At 65.3% G+C, this 17,931-nt stretch carries 12 protein-coding genes; 8 read left to right on the forward strand and 4 right to left on the reverse strand.

The genetic code is table 11. The features are described from left to right. Positions 1–53: 53 nt before the first annotated feature. Both AB7M16_RS22280 and AB7M16_RS22285 read right to left on the reverse strand, forming a co-directional pair. Complete coding sequence (locus tag AB7M16_RS22280) at positions 54–374, reverse strand: hypothetical protein (protein WP_453945236.1); 321 nt, start codon at positions 372–374, stop codon at positions 54–56. Between the two features lie 37 nt (positions 375–411). After that, complete coding sequence (locus tag AB7M16_RS22285; RefSeq protein ID WP_453945237.1) at positions 412–5,235, reverse strand: NAD-glutamate dehydrogenase; 4,824 nt, start codon at positions 5,233–5,235, stop codon at positions 412–414. Positions 5,236–5,537: 302 nt separating this feature from the next. Here AB7M16_RS22285 and AB7M16_RS22290 point away from each other — a divergent pair, with 302 nt between their 5' ends. Beyond that, the gene (locus tag AB7M16_RS22290) at positions 5,538–6,437 is read left to right on the forward strand and encodes a hypothetical protein (protein ID WP_453945238.1); all 900 of its coding nucleotides are present in this window, start codon (positions 5,538–5,540) and stop codon (positions 6,435–6,437) included. Positions 6,438–6,470: 33 nt separating this feature from the next. On the opposite strand, the gene AB7M16_RS22295 is transcribed toward AB7M16_RS22290, so the two are convergent. Continuing rightward, positions 6,471–6,797: a hypothetical protein gene (locus AB7M16_RS22295; protein WP_172786724.1), complete on the reverse strand. Its 327-nt coding sequence runs from the start codon at positions 6,795–6,797 to the stop codon at positions 6,471–6,473. Between the two features lie 275 nt (positions 6,798–7,072). Here AB7M16_RS22295 and AB7M16_RS22300 point away from each other — a divergent pair, with 275 nt between their 5' ends. Both AB7M16_RS22300 and AB7M16_RS22305 read left to right on the forward strand, forming a co-directional pair. After that, on the forward strand, positions 7,073–7,738 hold the full coding sequence (locus AB7M16_RS22300; RefSeq protein ID WP_453945239.1) for a class I SAM-dependent methyltransferase: 666 nt from the start codon (positions 7,073–7,075) through the stop codon (positions 7,736–7,738). 15 nt (positions 7,739–7,753) lie between these two features. Beyond that, complete coding sequence (locus AB7M16_RS22305; protein ID WP_453945240.1) at positions 7,754–8,797, forward strand: zinc-binding dehydrogenase; 1,044 nt, start codon at positions 7,754–7,756, stop codon at positions 8,795–8,797. A 30-nt stretch (positions 8,798–8,827) separates the two neighbouring features. On the opposite strand, the gene AB7M16_RS22310 is transcribed toward AB7M16_RS22305, so the two are convergent. Beyond that, positions 8,828–9,691, reverse strand: coding sequence for a LysR family transcriptional regulator (locus AB7M16_RS22310; protein WP_453947242.1), 864 nt, complete (start codon positions 9,689–9,691; stop codon positions 8,828–8,830). Between the two features lie 98 nt (positions 9,692–9,789). On the opposite strand from AB7M16_RS22310, the gene AB7M16_RS22315 reads away from it, so the two are divergent. The 5 genes from AB7M16_RS22315 to AB7M16_RS22335 all read left to right on the forward strand — a co-directional run bounded on the left by AB7M16_RS22315 (position 9,790) and on the right by AB7M16_RS22335 (position 17,826). Beyond that, the gene (locus AB7M16_RS22315; RefSeq protein ID WP_453945241.1) at positions 9,790–11,100 is read left to right on the forward strand and encodes an aspartate aminotransferase family protein; all 1,311 of its coding nucleotides are present in this window, start codon (positions 9,790–9,792) and stop codon (positions 11,098–11,100) included. A 20-nt stretch (positions 11,101–11,120) separates the two neighbouring features. Then, positions 11,121–12,731 (forward strand): gamma-glutamyltransferase family protein, encoded by a 1,611-nt coding sequence (locus tag AB7M16_RS22320; RefSeq protein ID WP_453945242.1) that lies wholly within the window; start codon positions 11,121–11,123, stop codon positions 12,729–12,731. Between the two features lie 167 nt (positions 12,732–12,898). Further along, positions 12,899–15,043 carry a GumC family protein gene (locus AB7M16_RS22325; protein ID WP_453945243.1) on the forward strand — a complete coding sequence of 715 codons (2,145 nt, stop codon included), beginning with the start codon at positions 12,899–12,901 and terminating at the stop codon, positions 15,041–15,043. A 2-nt stretch (positions 15,044–15,045) separates the two neighbouring features. Then, positions 15,046–16,209 (forward strand): glycoside hydrolase family 5 protein, encoded by a 1,164-nt coding sequence (locus tag AB7M16_RS22330; protein WP_453945244.1) that lies wholly within the window; start codon positions 15,046–15,048, stop codon positions 16,207–16,209. Positions 16,210–16,266: 57 nt separating this feature from the next. Beyond that, a complete protein-coding gene (locus AB7M16_RS22335) occupies positions 16,267–17,826 on the forward strand; it encodes a hypothetical protein (protein ID WP_453945245.1) in 1,560 nt (519 codons plus the stop codon). Positions 17,827–17,931 lie beyond the last annotated feature (105 nt).

Here is a 17,931-nt window from a genome sequence, read left to right on the forward strand (position 1 = left end):
GAGCTCGTCCTTCAGGAGATGCTAATGGTGGCCTTTGCTGCGCTTCCTGTGGCTTACCGGATCCTTGCCGCGACTTTGGGCCGGTTCTGCTTGAGCCAGGCGACGGCCTCGGGTCCATCGACGACGCACTCGAAGGTTTCCCAGGTCGGGTCCTCCAGGGATTCCGCTTGCAGTCGCTTCGCCGCATACTCGACGAGGTCGTGCAAGCCTTCGTATCCTCGTCGATGCTCGAGGGACTCTGCAATCGCCGTGCTGGTCCATCCTCGTTGGGCCAAATCGATGATGCTCGGAGCATCAGCCTCGCTGAACCACGGCGTGGCATCGAACTCGATGCAGCGGACATTGTCGGCGGTATGGCAAGTGGCGTGGATCATTGGATTCCTCCGCTAGCATTGCATGTCTTGCACGCCCTCAGACTTTGACCAGGTCTCCCAGCAAGTTCGCCGCCACCATCAGCTTCGCGAGCGTCAGGCCGCCGGCGGCAATCTCCTCGACCGCCCGGCGGATGCGCGTCGCCTCGGGATGAGCTGCAAGCCAGGTCTCCGCGGCCTGCTGACCTGATTGGCCGATGGTCAGCATGTCCGCGGCCAGGCGTCTTTCGGCAGCTGCGATCAGGTCGACGGCGCGGTCGATGGCGAGGCGCTCGAAATGATCGCTGGCCGGCACGTTGCGCGCAGCGGCGGTGATGCGGTCGAGACGGAAATTGGCCTCGGCGGCAAAGAACGTCGCGGCCGCATCACCGATGCTGCGGCCGGTGCGCTCGGCGACCGTCACGATATCAGGCGCCGAGACCAGGGCGTCGAGGTCGGCCAGATCGCCGGCGAGTCCGGTCGGGACGCCGGCATCGATCAGGTCCTGCCGGCGCTTGCTGCGCGCGGCTTGCAAGTCCGGTGGCAGGGCGCTGTCGAGCGAGGCTGCGACCTCACGGACGGCAGGACCAAACCGAGCGATCACTGCACTGAGACCGTCCTTGAAATCGACATTGCGCACGTACCAGACCATGCGGGAGAGCAGGAGATCCTGGATCGCCGCGTAGAGGCCGAGCTGCAACTGGCCGTCGATGAGGGTGTCGAGCGCGTCGATCCCGTCATTGAGCCGCCTGAGCTCATAGATCGCGTCCACCGCCACCTGGGCCATGACGATGGTCGAGATATCGGCGTCGGTCTCGTCGGTCAGGCGTACGATGCAGGCCGGACCCCCGCGGTTGATCACGGCATTGACGAGACTGGTCGCGATGATCTCGCGTCGGAGGCGATGGTGCTCGACCGCGGCCGGGAATTTGTCGAGAATCTCGTGCGGAAAATACAGGGACAGTCTGCGGGCGAGATATGGATCGTCAGGCACGCCGGTTTCGAGCAGGTCACTGTAAAGCGTCAGCTTGGCATAGGCGAGCAGCACGGCAAGCTCCGGCCGTGTCAGGGCTTGGCCGCGTCGTGTGCGCTCGGCGATCGCAGCATCGTCAGGCAGGAATTCGACGGCGCGGCTGAGCAGGCTGCGTTGCTCGAGCGACTGCATCAGGCGGGTGAGGAAGCCGGTCTCGGCCATGCCCTTGCGTTCGGCGAGCGAGAGCGCCAGCGTCTGCAGATAGTTGTTGCGCAGCACCAGCGTACCGACTTCGCCGGTCATCGCGGCAAGCAGGGTGTTGCGGTCAGCCGGGCTGAGGCGTCCCTCGCGCTCGGGGCGCGCCAATGCGATCTTGATGTTGACCTCGAGGTCTGACGTATTCACGCCGGCCGAATTGTCGATCGCGTCGGTGTTGAGCTTGACGCCCTTCTGCGCCGCTTCGATGCGCCCGCGTTGGGTTACGCCGAGATTAGCGCCTTCGCCGATCACCCTGGCGCGAACGTCGGCACCGGTGATGCGGATCGCATCGTTGGCGCGGTCGCCGGCTTGATCGTCGCTCTCCGCCGACGACCGCACATAGGTGCCGATGCCGCCGAACCACAGGAGGTCCGCGCGCGCCTTCAGGATCGCCGTCATCACCTCGAACGGCGTTGCCTGCTCCTTGTCGAGATCGAGCAGGGTGCGCACTTCCGGCGCGAGCGGGATCGCCTTGAGAGAGCGCGAGAACACGCCGCCGCCCTGCGAGATCAGCGATTTGTCATATTCCTGCCAGCTCGATCGCGGCAGGTCGAACAGGCGCTTGCGCTCAGTGAAGCTGATCGCCGGGTCGGGGGAGGGATCGATGAAGATGTCGCGGTGATCGAACGCCGCAACGAGCTTCGTCGCCGGCGAGAGCAGCATTCCGTTGCCGAAGACGTCGCCGGACATGTCGCCGACGCCGACCACGGTGAAAGGCACGGTCTGAATGTCGGTGCCGAGCTCGCGGAAGTGGCGCTTGACCGCCTCCCAGGCGCCGCGCGCCGTGATCCCCATCTTCTTGTGGTCGTAGCCCTGGCTGCCGCCGGAGGCGAAGGCGTCGCCGAGCCAATGGTTCTTCTCGGCCGAGATCGCGTTGGCGACGTCGGAGAAGGTGGCGGTGCCCTTGTCGGCGGCGACGACTAGATAAGGATCGTCGCCGTCATTCCGCACGGTCAAGTCGGGCGGCACCACGATGTCGCCGTCGAGATTGTCGGTGAGTTCGAGCAGCGAGCGCACGAAGATGCGATAGGCTTCGGTGCCCTCCGCGAGCCACGCCTCGCGATCGGAAGGCGGCGGCAAGCGCTTGGGCACGAAGCCGCCCTTGGCGCCGACCGGCACGATCACGGCGTTCTTGACTTGCTGCGCTTTCACGAGGCCGAGGATCTCGGTGCGGAAATCCTGTGGCCGATCGGACCAGCGCAAGCCACCGCGCGCAACCTTGCCGAAGCGCAGGTGAATGCCTTCGACACGCGGTGAATAGACGAAGATCTCGTAGAGCGGTCGGGGAGGGGGCAGATCCTCGATCTTGCGCGCGTCGAACTTGAAGGAGATTACCGGACGCGGATGTCCGTCCGGGCCGAGCTGCCACAAATTGGTGCGGATGGTCGACTGCACCAGATTGGTGAAACGGCGCAGGATGCGGTCTTCATCGAGCGAGGCGACGGATTTGAGCTGCTCCTCGATCTCGGCAAGGAGAGTTATCTCGCGCGCCGAACGCTCGCGATCGGTCAGGACGAGGCGTGGATCGCGGCGGGCCTGGAACAGCGCGACGAGGTTGGCTGTGATCGCGGCGTTCTTGCGCAAGGTCTCCCACATATAGTCCTGGGTGAACGGTGCGCGGATCTGGTGCAAATAGCGCGACAGCGCCCGGATGGTCGAGACTTCCCGCCAGCCCAGGGCCGTGCGCAAGATCAAGGCATTGTACCCGTCGGATTCGGCGCGATCGGTGACCACCGCCATGATCGAGGCCTCCAGGCGATGGCTGAAGTCCCGGCTGATCTCGATCGGCTGGCCGTCGCTGGTCTCGATCGTCATGTCGTGCAGCCAGACCGGCTCGGGCCTGTTGCCGGGCACGATCTGATAGGTGCGTTCGTTGACCACGCGCAGGCCGTGATTTTCGATCACCGGCACGCGGTAGGACAGCGACAGCGGCGCGGCATCCGAAAACACCCTAAGGCCGAAGCGCCTGGGATCATCGTCCTCGAAGCGGTGAACCGAAATCGTCACCGGGCGGGCCGGTGTGAGCTTCTCGATGGTGGCGATATCGGCGACCGCCTGTTCTACCGTGGAAGCCTCGGTATAGCCGCCGCTAAAGGCCTGGACGTAGCGATTTGCGAGCATGCGCGCCCGCATGCCGTCGGTCGACGCAGCCAGCGCGGCCTTCAGCTTGTCGGCCCAGGTCGCGGCAATGGCGCTGATCCCTGCTTCCAGCGTGGCGCGCTCGACGGCGGGAGTCTTACCTTCATAGCGTCCGATGATGTAGTGGACGCGCGCCAATGCGCCTTCGGGGAAGGACACGTAGGAGGCCGACAGTGTCCCCTTGTAGCTCTGCGACAGGAAGGCGCCGACGCGCATGCGCACGTCGGTGTCGTATTTGTCACGCGGAATGAAAACGAGGATGGAAACGAAGCGATCGAACTTGTCGACCCGCGCCAGCGCCCGGACGCGGGGGCGCTCATAGAGGATCAGGATCTCCATGACGAAATCGAAGAGGGTATCGATGTCGATCTGGAATAGTTCGTCGCGCGGATAGTCTTCGAGAATGTGCTGGAGAGCCTTGCCAGAATGGCTGTTCGGGTCGAAGCCGGCGCGCTGGAGCACCCGCGATACCTTGTGGCGAACATAGGGGATCTGTCGTGCCGAGCGCGTGTAGGCGCCCGAGGTGAACAGGCCGACGACTCGCAATTCACCCTCGAGCCGGCCGTCGGGCGTATAGAGCTTGATGCCGACATAATCCATCCGGATGCGGCGATGGACGCGGCTGCTCACGTTGGCCTTGATGACGATGAGCAGGGTCGGCTCGCGCATGAACTCGCGAATCTCCGGCGTCATCACCACCATTTCGCTGCCGCGGCGCAGGACCTTCACATCGGGATCTCGGAGGATGCCGAGGCCCTCGGCGGTCGTGATGTCGTCCGACGCGTCGCGGCCGGGCGAGAAGCGATATTCGCGCACGCCGAGAAAGGTGAAATTGTCGGCGCACAGCCATTGCAGGAACTGGTTGGCCTCGGCGACGTCGTCGATCGGAAGCGGCGGCGGATTGGACGAGAACGTCTTGACCGCGTCCTCGACGCGGTCGCGCATGGCGCGCCAGTCCGCGACGCAAGCGCGCACGTCGTTCAACGTCCTGGTGAGGCCGTCAATCAGCCTCTCGCGGTCCGCGTCGGCGTCCAGGCGGGTGATGTGGAGGTGAATCAGGCTCTCTCGCGCGCCCTTTGCCCCTTCCGGCAGTGCCTCGCCGTAGAAGCGCAGGAGCTTGCCCCCATCATCGCGCTCCACCGCGATGATGGGGTGAGCGACGAGAGTGACTTCGATGCCCTGCTCGGTGAGCTCCGCCATAGTGGAATCGAACAGGAAGGGCATGTTGTCGTTGAGGATTTCGAGCACGGAGATCTCGCGCCCGTCCGGCATCAGCGGATTGACGACGCGGATATCGGCACGCCCCGCCGTGCGCCGCTGCACATGCTCCCAGGCTTGCTCCGCGAGGAAGGCAAGCGAGGAGGCATCGCAACTGGCGAGGTCCTCGACATTGGTGAAGGCGAACAGAAGCTCGGCAAAGGCCCGGGGGGCCTTGCCCGGCTGCACGCTTCCTGCTGCCTCGTGGATCAGAGTTGCCCGGGCCTTGTCGTCACGCCAAGCCATAGCGTCCTCCATTTCCCAGCCGACGGGCCGCAATTACGGTCGGGCATCGTTCTTGGAGTGCGCCTCTTCGAGCGCATCTTCTTGACCGCGATTCAATCGCTTCGGCGAAATCTTCGGTCTTGCGGCCTCGACGATATTAGCATTCCGCAGCCGTCATGGCGCGGGGAGTTGTGAGGCGCGATTTGGGGGCGGAAAACCGGTGACCGATGACCATCGCGTCATTTGGTGCTCTGCAAAATGACGAGGAATTTCAATTGTGTATGAGTTCGTGATTTTATTCTGAATGGCGCGCATTTGCGATAATAAGGAGTCGCATGCGCACAATCGATCGTCTGTTCTCCTGCCTCGCTCTGTTTGTTGCTGTCGCCGCGCCGGTGCTTCCCGCGCGCGCGGCTGAGACCTGCCCGTTCATCAGCGCAAAGGAGCTCGCCGCCGCGATGCCGGCGCTGAAATGGTCTCTGATCTCGAATCAGGACGGCCGCGGCTGCATCTACCAGGCCGGGCGCGGCGACACGATGATGCTGAGCGTGTTCCGCAATGCCGACAAGGACCGTGCCAGGGAATTGTACGCAACCTTCGTCAAGACGCTCAGTGAGCGAATGCCGCTGAGCGCTGTGGCCGGGATCGGCGACGAAGGCCAGGGCGGAACGAGCGCCGCCGGCGCCGAGCGGCAGGAGGCCTCGGTCGTCGCTCTGTCCGGCGACTACATTCTGCAGATCAGCGTCTATCCGATCGGCCGGCGCGCCGACGATGCGCTGCTCGGACCGATCACCGAAGCCGCACGCATTGCCATCGCCAGCGTGAGCAAGAGCAGCGAGCGTTTTGGCACTTGCGAGTGGCTCACGGCCGCCGATGCCGACGGCTTTCTCGACAACGGCACGCTGACGGTGCAGCGCACCGGCGCGGGCAGCTGCATGATGTTCGATCGCGAGGCCAACACCATGACGGTCGCGGTGATCGCGATGTCGCGCGACACCGTCGTCGGCATGATGAAGCGCGCGGGCCCTTGCACGCATGTGGCGATTCCCGAGCTCGGCCGCGAAGCCTTCGGCGAGCATTCCTGCACCAAGGGCAACGGCAACGCCGTCACCATCTATGTCTGGAAGAACGGCCGGCAGGCGTCGATCGTGTTCGCACCAGTCAAGCCGCATCCGGAGTCCGGCTCGGTCGAGCGCCTCAAGGCGGTCGCCGCGCGGGTGTACGGGAAAATGTGACGGGGCTGGGTGACCGCCCAGCGGCCCCGGCTTTCACCGCAGGCCCTGCTCGTCGATCAGGATGCGATGGATCTCGATGCGCTCGGGTAGCTCGATCAGGAACTCCGCGTCGCGGGCGAGATGATGGACCTTGGTCGGCTCGCCCTTGGTGAAGGCTGTCATGGCCGCGATGTCGGCCCAGTAGGAGATCGTCGTGAACCACGTCTCCTCGTCGCGGTCCTCGCGCAATTGCTGAACGCCGAGCGCGGTCTTGAGCAGCGGCGGGATGCCTTCGGCTTGCAGATAGGCCTGGTAGGCGTCGGCGATGTCGCGGCGGGTACGGCCGCGCCAGATGCGGGCGATGGTCGGCTGGGTCGGCATGGCATGATCTCCTTGCTGCCGAACGCTGCGCGCCGCTTTCTCGTTCCAGCGTCTCCATGTCACGGCCAGCGGCGGCCGCAGCTGGAACCTGGCGCTGGCCGGTCTGGCGAATCGGCGGCCGGTTCTTGACCGGCGCCGCCGCAGCATTTCCACATCATTGATCTGAAACAATGATGGTCTTCGCCACAAATGCTAGGGCGAGTCGCGAGGTCGCGTGCGAGGCTCCCCAGGCCGGTCAAGATACTCTCCGTGCGTGATGCAAATCCGAGGGCTCAATGGGACGACTGCTGAATATCGTGACGCCGCTGCACACTGCGACCAAGCGCGACTACATGGGCCGCATGAACGACGACAAGATCGGCTGCTCGCTGAAGGCGCGGGAATACGAGGCCGATTATTGGGACGGCGACCGCCGCTTCGGCTATGGCGGCTACCGCTTCATCGAGGGGCGCTGGGCCCCGGTCGCCAAGGCGCTGATCGAGACCTACGGCCTGAAGGATGGATCGAGCGTGCTCGACGTCGGCTGCGGCAAGGGTTTTCTGCTCTACGAGATGCAGAAGATCCTGCCGGGCCTGAAGGTCACCGGCTTCGATATCTCCAAGCATGGTCTTGCCAATGCGCACGAGCAGGTGAAGCCGTATCTGTTCAACTATCGCGCCCAGGACGTCTATCGCTATGGTGACGACAGTTTCGACCTCGTCATCTCGCTCGGCACCCTGCACAATCTCAGGCTCTACGAGCTCGATGCCGCGCTCAAGGAGATCGAGCGGGTCGGCAAGAACAAATACGTCATGGTCGAGGGCTACCGGAACGTCGCCGAGCTGCACAATCTCGAATGCTGGGCGCTGACGGCGGAATCCATCCTGCACACCTCGGAATGGATCTGGCTTTACGGCAAGCTCGGCTACACCGGCGATTACGAATTCATCTATTTCGAGTGACCGGGCGCGCGATCCATGGACATCAAGACCGCAAAGGCCGCGATCCTCGTCGAATCCGGCAAGCCGCTGATCGTCGACGAGTTCGATCTGCCTGACAGGCTCGAGCACGGTCAGGTGCTCGCCCATGTGCACACGTCGAGCATTTGCGGCGCACAGATCAACGAGATCGACGCCGTCAAAGGCGTCGACAAATTCCTGCCGCACCTGTTGGGGCACGAGGCGCTGGCGACCATCGTCGAAACCGGGCCTGGCGTCGTCTCCTGCCAGCAGGGCGACACCGTCGTCATGCATTGGCGCCCGGGCAAGGGCATCCAGTCCAACACGCCGGTCTATGCCTGGCGCGGCAAGCGCCTCAACGCCGGCTGGGTCACCACCTTCAACGAATACGCCGTGGTGTCGGAAAACCGCGTCACCCCCGTTCCTGATACGATCGATCGCACCAGCGCGCCGCTGCTCGGCTGCGCGGTGACGACCGCGCTCGGCGTCGTCAACAACGATGCGCAGATCGCGATCGGCGAAGCCGTCGTCGTGTTCGGCGTCGGCGGGGTCGGCTTGAACATCGTGCAATTCGCCGCGATGGTCGGCGCCTGGCCGGTCATTGCGATCGACCGCCTCGACAACAAGCTGGCCATGGCGAAGGATTTCGGCGCCACCCACCTCATCAATTCCGAGACCGTGAAGGATGTGGCCGCCGAGGTCCGGTCCATCACGGGGGCCGACGGACCCGACAAGGTCGTCGAGACCACCGGCGTCAAGACTCTGATCGAGCTCGCCTACGAGATCACGGCCAAGAAAGGCCGCTGCATCCTCGTCGGCGTGCCCCGCGAGAAGGCCGAGATCTATACCCTGCCGTTGCACTTCGAGAAGGTGCTGAAGGGCTCGGAAGGCGGGCAATGCCAGCCTGCGCGCGATATCCCGCGCCTGGTACGTCTCGGCGACGCCGGCAAGGTGAGCTACCGCGGCATCGTGACCCACGAATTCGCGCTCGACGACATCAATGCCGCCCTGGATCTGATGCGCGGCGGCACGTCGGGACGGATCCTCCTGAACATCAGCTGAGCGCTGCGCTCGCCGCGCACGCGCGGGTCACTAATCGATCTCCGCCTTGGTCTTCAGTCCGGGCAACACGGTGCGGACGTGCTCGGCCAGCGTCGTCGCCAGCAGCGAGGGCTTCGCCTCCGAGAATTCGAGCGCGATGCCGATGGTCGGAAGCAGGGGCAGTCCGGCCGAGACGACGTGAAGATCGAACGGAACGGCGGTTCGTGTCAGGACGCTGATCGCATGACCGGACCGCGCGATCGCGATCAGGCCGGCGAGGCTGTTGCTCGCGTAGGCGACCCTGTAGCGCCGATTGACCGCGTCCATCGCGGCGCAGGCGGCCCGGTAGTCCAGGCTCATCGGCGCCGCCAGCGCCAGCGGCAGCACATCCTGCGTCAGTATTTTCGGTTCGGCCTCGTTCGCGACCCAGACGAAGCGCTCCTCGCGGATCACCTCGCTCGCTCCGGCATCGGACAGCGAGACCAGCGCCATGTCGATCTGGCGCCGCACCAGCATCGGGCGCAGCTCGGAGGTCGGTGCGCAGACCATGCGCAGCTCGACATGGGGATGCAGCGCGCAGAACCCCTTCAGCAGCGCCGGCAGGAAAGCGATCGAATAGTCCTCCGGGCAGCCGAGGCCCAGCGTCCCCTTGAGACTCGCGCCGCTCATGTCGGCGAGAATCTCGTCGTGCTGCGCCAGCAGCGTCTCGGCGTGGGCGAGCAGTTTCTCGCCGGCCGCGGTCAGCCTCATGCCGGATCCGCTGCGGTGAAACAGCGGCTGCGTGATCGTCTGTTCCAGCCGTTGCATCTGCATGCTGAGCGCGGACTGTGTCCGGCCAATCTGCGAGGCCGCCAGGCTGATCGAGCCGGTGCGGGCCACGACGACGAAATTCCTCAGAAGCGTGAGATCCAGCATCGACATCAGGAAGATTGATATCCAGATTGAATTATATCAATTAGCCTGAAGTCAAATTCTTGACTAGAGGTCAGACGTCCCAAGCGCAGGTGGCTGTCATGACCTTGAATGCCGATCCCGATTTCTGGGCGTCCGCCAACACGCATCTGACCCGCTATGGGCCGAGTTTCGAACCCGTCATCATCGAGCGTGCGGCCGGCAGTTTCGTCTACGACGCCGACGGACGCGCCATCCTCGACTTCACCTCGGGTCAGATGAGCGCCGTGCTGGGGCACACGCATCCCGACATCGTCGCCACGGTCGCACGGCAAATGGGGGCGGTCGCTCATCTCTTCAGCGGCATGCTCTCGCGTCCGGTGGTGACGCTAGCCGAGCGTCTCGCTGCGCTTGCGCCCGGTCTCGACCGCGTGCAGCTGCTGACGACAGGCGCGGAAGCCAATGAAGCGGCGATCCGGATGGCCAAGCTCGTCACCGGCAGGCACGAAATCGTCGCCTTCGCGCAAAGCTGGCACGGCATGACCGGCGCGGCGGCGTCGGCGACCTACAGCGCGGGCCGGCGCGGTTATGGGCCGGCCGCGGTCGGGTCGTTCGTCATTCCCGCGCCGAACGCCTATCGGCCGCGCTTCAGGAACGTCGACGGCAGCAACGACTGGCAGACCGAGCTGGACGATGCGTTCGCACTGATCGACAGCCAGTCGACCGGTAATCTGGCGGCCTTCATCGCCGAGCCGATCCTCTCCAGCGGCGGCATTCTGGAACTGCCGCTCGGCTATCTCGCGGCCTTGAAGCAAAAATGCCAGCAGCGCGGCATGCTGCTGATCCTCGACGAAGCTCAGACCGGAATCGGCCGCACCGGGCACATGTTTGCCTTCGAGCGTGACGGCGTGGTGCCTGATATTCTCACGCTGTCGAAGACGCTCGGCGCCGGTCTGCCGCTCGCCGCCGTCATGACGACAAAGGCCATCGAGCAGACCGCGTTCGAGCGCGGCTTCCTGTTCTACACCACGCATGTCTCCGATCCCTTGCCCGCCGCGATCGGCGTCACGGTGCTCGACGTGGTCGCGCGCGACGGGTTGGTGGCGCAGGCAACCGCCAGGGGCAACAGGCTCCGGGATGGATTGCTGTCGCTGCAGCAAAAGTTCGAATGCATCGGTGACGTCAGGGGCCGCGGGCTTCTGCTCGGTCTCGAAATCGTCGTCGACCGGCAGTCTAAGACGCCGGGGTTTGAACTCGGCGCGCGGATCATGGAGGAGACCATGCGTCGCGGTCTCAGCATGAACATCGTCAAGTTGCCCAGCATGGGCGGCGTATTCCGCATCGCGCCGCCGCTCACGGTGTCCGAGGCCGAAATCGATCGCGGTCTCGAGATCATGTCGGAGGCGATCCAGGCTGCTGCGACGACGCACTGATCGGCGAAAGGCCTGACCGGATGCAAATCGCCAGGACATATGGGCGTCCGACGCTGTTCTCGCGGCACGGTATGGTCGCCGCCGCGCATCCGCTCGCGGCACAGGCCGGTGCACGAATCCTGATGCAGGGCGGCAATGCGTTCGATGCGGCCGTCGCCACGGCGGCCGCCCTCAACGTGGTCGAGCCGTTCATGTCGGGGCTTGCCGGGTTTGGACTGGCCACGATCTGGGTGGCGATCGAGCAGCGCATTCGCGTGCTCGACTTCGCTCCGCCGGTGCCCGCAAGCTTCCCGGTCGGCAGATACACCAGCAGATTCGAGCTCGAGCGCGGTCCGCAGGCGGCCTCGACGCCCGGCAATCTCGCGGGCTGGTGCGAGCTGCTCTCGCGCTATGGACGCAAATCGCTTCCAGACGTCTTTGCGCCGGCGATCACGCTGGCGCGCGACGGCTTCGCGCTCTCGGACTTCGGTGTTGATGAGATCAACGAGCAGGTGCCGCTGCTCGAACCCTGGCCGGAGCTGCACGCCGCACTGGTCAGGAACTATCTCCCGGATGGAATGCCGGTGAAGCTTGGCAGCATCGTCGCGCAGCCTGATCTCGCGCAGACTCTTGCCGAGATCTCCGAATTGGGGCCCGAGTATCTGTATGGCGGCAAGCTCGGCCGGCGGATCGTGGACTATCTCGCCACGCTCGGCGGCAGCCTGACGCTGGACGATGTCATCGCCGTCAAGCCGCATTGGTTCGATCCCCTGACCGTGTCCTATCGCGGGCTCGAGCTTCACGTCCCGGCGCAGCAATGCGGCGGCTTCCAGTTCGCCCTGACCCTCAAGATCCTTGAAGGCTTTGACCTCGGGCGTCTGCCGAAGGACGGCGCCGATCATCTCGATACGGTCTATCGCGCGATCCGTCTCGCCGCCGGCGAGCGCATCGCCCACGGCGATCTGGGACCGGATCAAGCCGCTGGAGCAATGTCCGACGCGACGATCGCGCGGCTTCGCCAGCGTGTGAGCGACCGCCGGCCGATCACGGGCCCGACAGAGCAATGGATGCCGCAGGATCGTGCCGATCCCGGCCACACCACCTCGTTCTCGATCGCCGACGCCGAAGGCAATCTGGTCTGCATGACGCAAAGTCTCGGCAGCCCGTTCGGCAGCGGCGTCGTGGTGCCGGGGACCGGCGTTTGCCTCAACAATCATCTGCATTGGGCCGACGTGCAGCCGGGAAGCCCGAACCTCGCCAGGCCGGGCGACGCGTTGCCCGTGACGATGGCACCGTCGATTGCGACGCGCGGCAGCCGTCCGGTGCTCGCGCTGGGGACGCCCGGCAGCTACGGCATCCCGCAAACCCAGGCCCAGGCTTATGTGCAGCACATCGAGTTCGGCCTTCCGCTGCAGCAGGCGATCGAGGCGCCGCGTTCACGGCTGTGGGACGGCCGCTTCATTCAGGCAGAGAACCGCATCGCGCCGGAGACCATCGCCGAACTGAAGCGCCGCGGCCACGAGATCGAGATTTTGGACACCGGATGGACCATGCTCTGCGGAGGCATGCAGGCCGTCGCGCTCGATCCGGTGACCGGCGTGATGACGGGTGCCGCCGATCCGAGGCGGGACGGGTATGTCATCGGCTTGTGAGCGGACGCACATCGCGGCGAGCGCAGACAGCGCGTGGCTGGCCGCGTCTCGTTAACGAAGCGTTCACCGCCCAAGGCCAGCCCAGCCGTAACCGCCGGTTAACCATGGATATTTACGGTGTAGCAAGCCTCTGAGCTATGACTGTCAGTTGATTTCGAGTCCAACCCATGGCGTTCGGTAGCCGGCCATCTCCGCGAAGCATCGCCCCGACGGAGCAAGCGGCTTCGTGGGAAGCGCCGCGGGCTGCGAAGGCGAAGCCTGACGGCGCCGCGCCGGGCCTGACCAAGGGATCGCTGACCGTCTCCGGCACGCTGTCCTTCCTGCGCGAGAATGGCCGGCGCATTCTGACGCTGGCCCTGGCGCTGTTCGCCCTCGGCGTCGTCGCTCTGATGATCCTTCCGGTCCGCTATGCCGCGACGGCGCTAGTCGTGCTCGATCCGCGCGAGCTGCGCGTGACCTCGGATCAGGACGTGCTGCCCGGCATCGGCCAGGATGCCGCGGCGCTGCAGAGCCAGATCGAGATCGCCAAGTCCGACGGCTTCCTCCGTCCTTTGATCGAGCAGCTCAAGATCGCGGACGATGAGGACGTCGCGGGCGGCTATACCGACATGACGCGCCTGCTCGAGAAATTCCGCAACCGGCTCGAGATCACCCGGCGCGGGCTCACCTACGTCATTGCGATTTCCTTCACCTCGAACCGGCCGGATCGCGCGGCTTACTATGCCAATGCCATCGCCGAGGCCTTCGTCGCCAGCCAGGGCCGCGTCCGCACCGAGGCGACGGACGAGGCGGCCGGCTGGCTCCAGGACCGGCTGAAGACGCTGAGCGAGCGCCTGCGCGCCTCGGAAGACGCCGTCGCCGCCTTCCGGCTCGAGCACAACATCGTCAATGCCGGCAAGGAATCCACCACGCAGCAATTGCGGGTGACCGACCTGACCCAGCAGGTCTCTGCCGCCCGCGCCCGCACCGAGGAGGCCAAGGCGCGCTACGAGCAGGTGCAACGCGACGTCAAGGCCAATGTCGAAGGGCCGGTGAAGCAGGATCTCCTCAGCATGCTGCGCGCGCAGCGCTCGGCCCTGAACGACCAGATCGCGCAGAAGAAGGCGGTCTATGGCGACCGCCATCCCGACCTTGCGATCTCCTACAGCCAGCTGGCGGACATCAACCGGCAGATCGAGATCGAGCGAAAGAAGAACATCGACACGGCGAAGTCCGAATACGAGGCCCAGCTGGAGCAGCAGAACGCGCTGGAAAAGCAGCTCAAGGCGGTCGAGACCAAGATGCTGCGCGACGGCCAGGCGCTGGTGAAGCTGCAGGAGCTGCAGCGCGACGCCGATGCCAACCGCAACATCTACGAGCAGTTCCTGTCGCGGTTCAAGACCACCAATGAGCAGCGTCAGCTGCAGGCCTCGCAAACCAAGATCGCCTCGGTTGCGATTCCGCCGTTGCGCTCGACGCGTCCGCCGCTCGCTTTGCTGCTTGCGGCGCTGGCGATCGGCTCGCTGCTGACCTCGACCGCCGCCGTTGCGGTGACGACGAGCCTGTCCGCCGACAAGCCCGAATCCGTTCAGGCGCCTGCCTCACGTGAAGCGGAGGAGGCGCCCGGCCCGCAAGTTTCCCCTTCGGCCGCCGCTGCGCGCCCAGCCGAGGCGATGCCCCGCCTTCCTGTCTGGGCGCGCATCCCCGAGCTGGCGCCAGGCGCCGGAATCAACACGGTCTGGCAGAGACCGGTCAGCGCGTCGGCCGAGCTCGATCTCGGCCCTCATCTGCGGCCACTGCTCGAACGCATCGACCGCCTGCCGGTGCGCGGCTGCAAGGTCGCGCTGGTCTTGTCGGTCGGCAAGAGCGCCGGTGGCAACACCGTGGCGCGCTCCCTCAATCGCGCGGCCGTGAGCCTGGGCATGATGAGCGTGCTGATCCGCCTCCAGGCGGAATTTGCAGGCGCCCAGCCGCCGGTGACCGAATGGCAGGACGGCTCGACCACGGCGGGACTTCAGTCGATCGACGAGCTGCTCAGTGCCGGGCGGAAGGGGGATGCGCGGCCCGAGGACGATATCCGCTCGGAGTTCGACCTGATCGTCGTCCACGCCGGCAATCTCGCCTTGCAGCCCGACGCCATTGCCCTGGCCGCCCACGCCGACCTGATCGTCCTGGTGGCGCGCGCCGGCGAGCTTGGTTCGTCCGCGATGCGCAGGGTGACCGCGGCGCTGTCGAGATACGCGGCCGTGCCAACCGGCCTCGTCGTCAATCACGTGCCCGCCGGTTCAATGGCACCTCAGCCCGACGGTGGCGCTCTGGGCCTTGCGGTGTGACGATGACAGCCTTGCGCCGCCGTCTGCTGGCTGCGGCGATGCTGGTGTCGATCGCGGCCGGCCGGCCGGTGTTCGCCGAGGATTGCGTGCCCCTGCCGTCGACGGTTTCCCCCGAGCGGCTTGCCGCGCTCTCGCGCGGCTTCAACGCCGACGGCTGGATCAACGGTGCGCCGCCGAGCCGCGCGCTGCTGCAGCAGCTGCGCAAGGCCGGCATGAGCCATGTCCGCCTGCCGGTGCCGGCGGAGCGCGTGATGCCGCGCTTTGCCGCAACGGACGAGCGCGCGGCGACCCTGCGCGTGCTCGACAGCGCGTTGAAGCAGCTGACCTCGCTCGGCTATTCCAGCTCGGTCGACCTTCATCCGGGCGAGCGCTTCAATCGCCTGCACAAGGATGATCCGGATGCGGCGATGGGTGAGATGCAGGAGGCCTGGCGCGGACTTGCAGAGGTCATTCGATCCCATCCTGCCGATCGAATCTTCGCCGAGCTGCTCAACGAGCCCGATATCGAAGCGGACAGATGGCAGAAGGAGGTCGAGGCGCTCGCCGCGTTCGTTCGCGGGTTGCTGCCCACCACCACGCTCATCGTCGGTCCGGTCAACTGGCAGCGCGCGGACTCGCTGCCGCGGTTTCGTCCGCTGGCGGACCCTGACGTCGTCTACGCCATCCATTTCTACGATCCGATGGTGTTCAGCCATCAGGGCCATTGGGACGCGCGCGATCCGCTGCACGACATCATGGATCTGCCTTACCCGATCAATGCGGGCGATCCCAAGGTTCAGGCGCTTCGGCAGGATTTGCAGGCGAGGGGCGCGGTCAAGGCGCTCGCCATGCTCGATACCGCGATTGCCGCCGCCAAGGACAAGCCGGGGGCCGATCGCTGGCTCGCGCCCGCGCTCGCATGGCAGCAGCAATTTTCGCGGCCGATCATCGTCAACGAGTTCGGCGTGTTGAAAGCCGGCGCCCCCAGGCAGAGCCGGTTGCGCTGGCTGGCGGAGGTCACCGCCTATGCCCGCGCACATTGCTGGGGCTGGGCGCATTGGGAACTGGCGCAGGGCTTTGGTCTCGTCGATGCCAGAACCGGCAAGCCCGATCCCGACGTGATGCGGGCGCTGCTCGGAGCGCCCGGCCGGCTTGAAAGGTCTCCCGCCGCGCGCGGTGATCGTTAACGGATCCTTACCCCTCGCGCGGCTATCGTGTCCCGGCGCGATGCCAAAGGACCATTGATGAGCGCCGGGTACTCACCGCAAGGCCACAGCGTGCAGACCGCGCCGTCGCCTCCGGCCTGGCGCGAGCTGGCCGTGACCTTCTGCGTCGCCATCGCGACGATCGGCTCTGCGCCGGTTCTGCACCTCGCCAATCCGGCCCTGGCCATCACCGTCGAGGTCCTGATCGGCATCGCCATCGTCGTTGCGGTCCCGACCTCCGCGCCGGCCGTCGCGATCTTCGTCCTGTTCTTCCAGAACCTGTTCGTCTCCGTGCTGTCGCCGCTGGTCCCGCTTCCGTCCGATCTCGACTTCATCAAGGGCTACAATTTCCTGGTCTGCTCCGTGATGTGGCTGGCGACGTTCGGGCTTTACGTGCTCGGCCGCAGGAGTCAGTCGAGGGAAATCAATCAGATCATGCGCTGGGGCGTCTTCACCCTCGCAGTCGTCTCGCTCTATTTCGCGATTGGGTTCGTCCAGGATGGACAGCCGGCGGCGGTCTATTTGCGCAACATCGTCCTGCCGCTGTTTCTGTTTCAGCTGTCGCTCCTGACCGCGGCAACCTTTGAGGTGCGCATCACGCCGTTCCTGGTCGCGCTCGCGGTCATCCTCATGCTGTGCGGCTATGTCGAGCTGGTCTTGCGCGATGTCTGGCTGGCCGTCACCAACGGCCATACGTTCTGGGGCTTCGACGAGCTCAAGGCGACCCATTCCGGCGTCTGGGAGGCCCAGATGCGGCAGACCGGCAACGTGCCGGTCACGCTCAAGGATCGTTTCAGCTTCGACTTCCTGAACACGCCTTTGCTCGAAGGCTTCGGCCTGTCGAAGATGCTGCGCATCAACGGTCCGAACATGCACCCGATCAGCTTCGCCTATGGGATCGGCTTTCTCGCCCTGTTCCTGTTCTCGGTCGGACGCCCGCTGCTCGCCCTGGCAGCCCTGCCGCTGCTGGTCTTTTGCAGCGTGAAGGGAGCGCTCATCACCGTCGTCTTCGTGGCTGCGGGCTGGATCGGGACTCGCCTCATCGGTGCCGTAGCGACGTTGTTGCTGGGGTTCGCCGGCATGATCGCCTTTGCGATCCTGGCGATCCGCCTCGGCCTGCAGATCGGCGACTATCACGTCATCGGCTTGATGGGCGGTCTCGACGGATTCGTGCAGAGACCTTACGGCCGTGGCCTCGGCATCGGCGGCAATCTGTCGGAGAGCTATTTTTCCATCGACTGGAGCGCTGCGCAGGCCGCCGGCACGATCGACGGCGCGGTCGAAAGCGCGATCGGCGTTCTCTTGTACCAGATGGGAATCGCGGCCTTCGTGCCGCTGGCCTTCTATTTTGCGATGGCCCTCAAGGCCTGGCGCCTGTACGCCTCCTCCGGATATCTGACCCAGGGCCTTGCCGGTTTCGGCGTCCTGGTCGTTGTACTCAACGGATTGTTTCAGGAAGAGGCCCTGTTCGCGCCGCTCGCGCTGGGCCTGATGCTCTCGCTCGCCGGCCTCGTCATCGGCAGCCATGTGAGGGTGCAGACAGTTGCGAACGAGGATGCCGAGCCCGTTCGGCTCACCGGCTTCCAGCCCGTCACGTAGGCTGCCGGCGCGCCAACGGTTCTGCTCGCCCCGTGCTTGGACCGCGCGTTATCAAGGAACTTCCATTTTTTCCCGGCGTTGAACAGGACCCGCACAAGCGGCCGA

This window comes from Bradyrhizobium sp. USDA 372 (genome assembly GCF_053629095.1).

Excerpts from the sequence above, each read along its gene's own strand:
- AB7M16_RS22320 (WP_453945242.1), top strand. The coding sequence starts at position 11,121 with ATGCAAATCGCCAGGACATATGGGCGTCCGACGCTGTTCTCGCGGCAC.
- AB7M16_RS22305 (WP_453945240.1), top strand. The coding sequence starts at position 7,754 with ATGGACATCAAGACCGCAAAGGCCGCGATCCTCGTCGAATCCGGCAAG.
- AB7M16_RS22285 (WP_453945237.1), bottom strand. The coding sequence starts at position 5,235 with ATGGAGGACGCTATGGCTTGGCGTGACGACAAGGCCCGGGCAACTCTG.
- AB7M16_RS22335 (WP_453945245.1), top strand. The coding sequence starts at position 16,267 with ATGAGCGCCGGGTACTCACCGCAAGGCCACAGCGTGCAGACCGCGCCG.
- AB7M16_RS22325 (WP_453945243.1), top strand. The coding sequence starts at position 12,899 with ATGGCGTTCGGTAGCCGGCCATCTCCGCGAAGCATCGCCCCGACGGAG.
- AB7M16_RS22315 (WP_453945241.1), top strand. The coding sequence starts at position 9,790 with ATGACCTTGAATGCCGATCCCGATTTCTGGGCGTCCGCCAACACGCAT.
- AB7M16_RS22300 (WP_453945239.1), top strand. The coding sequence starts at position 7,073 with ATGGGACGACTGCTGAATATCGTGACGCCGCTGCACACTGCGACCAAG.
- AB7M16_RS22295 (WP_172786724.1), bottom strand. The coding sequence starts at position 6,797 with ATGCCGACCCAGCCGACCATCGCCCGCATCTGGCGCGGCCGTACCCGC.
- AB7M16_RS22280 (WP_453945236.1), bottom strand. The coding sequence starts at position 374 with ATGATCCACGCCACTTGCCATACCGCCGACAATGTCCGCTGCATCGAG.
- AB7M16_RS22330 (WP_453945244.1), top strand. The coding sequence starts at position 15,046 with ATGACAGCCTTGCGCCGCCGTCTGCTGGCTGCGGCGATGCTGGTGTCG.
- AB7M16_RS22310 (WP_453947242.1), bottom strand. The coding sequence starts at position 9,691 with ATGCTGGATCTCACGCTTCTGAGGAATTTCGTCGTCGTGGCCCGCACC.
- AB7M16_RS22290 (WP_453945238.1), top strand. The coding sequence starts at position 5,538 with ATGCGCACAATCGATCGTCTGTTCTCCTGCCTCGCTCTGTTTGTTGCT.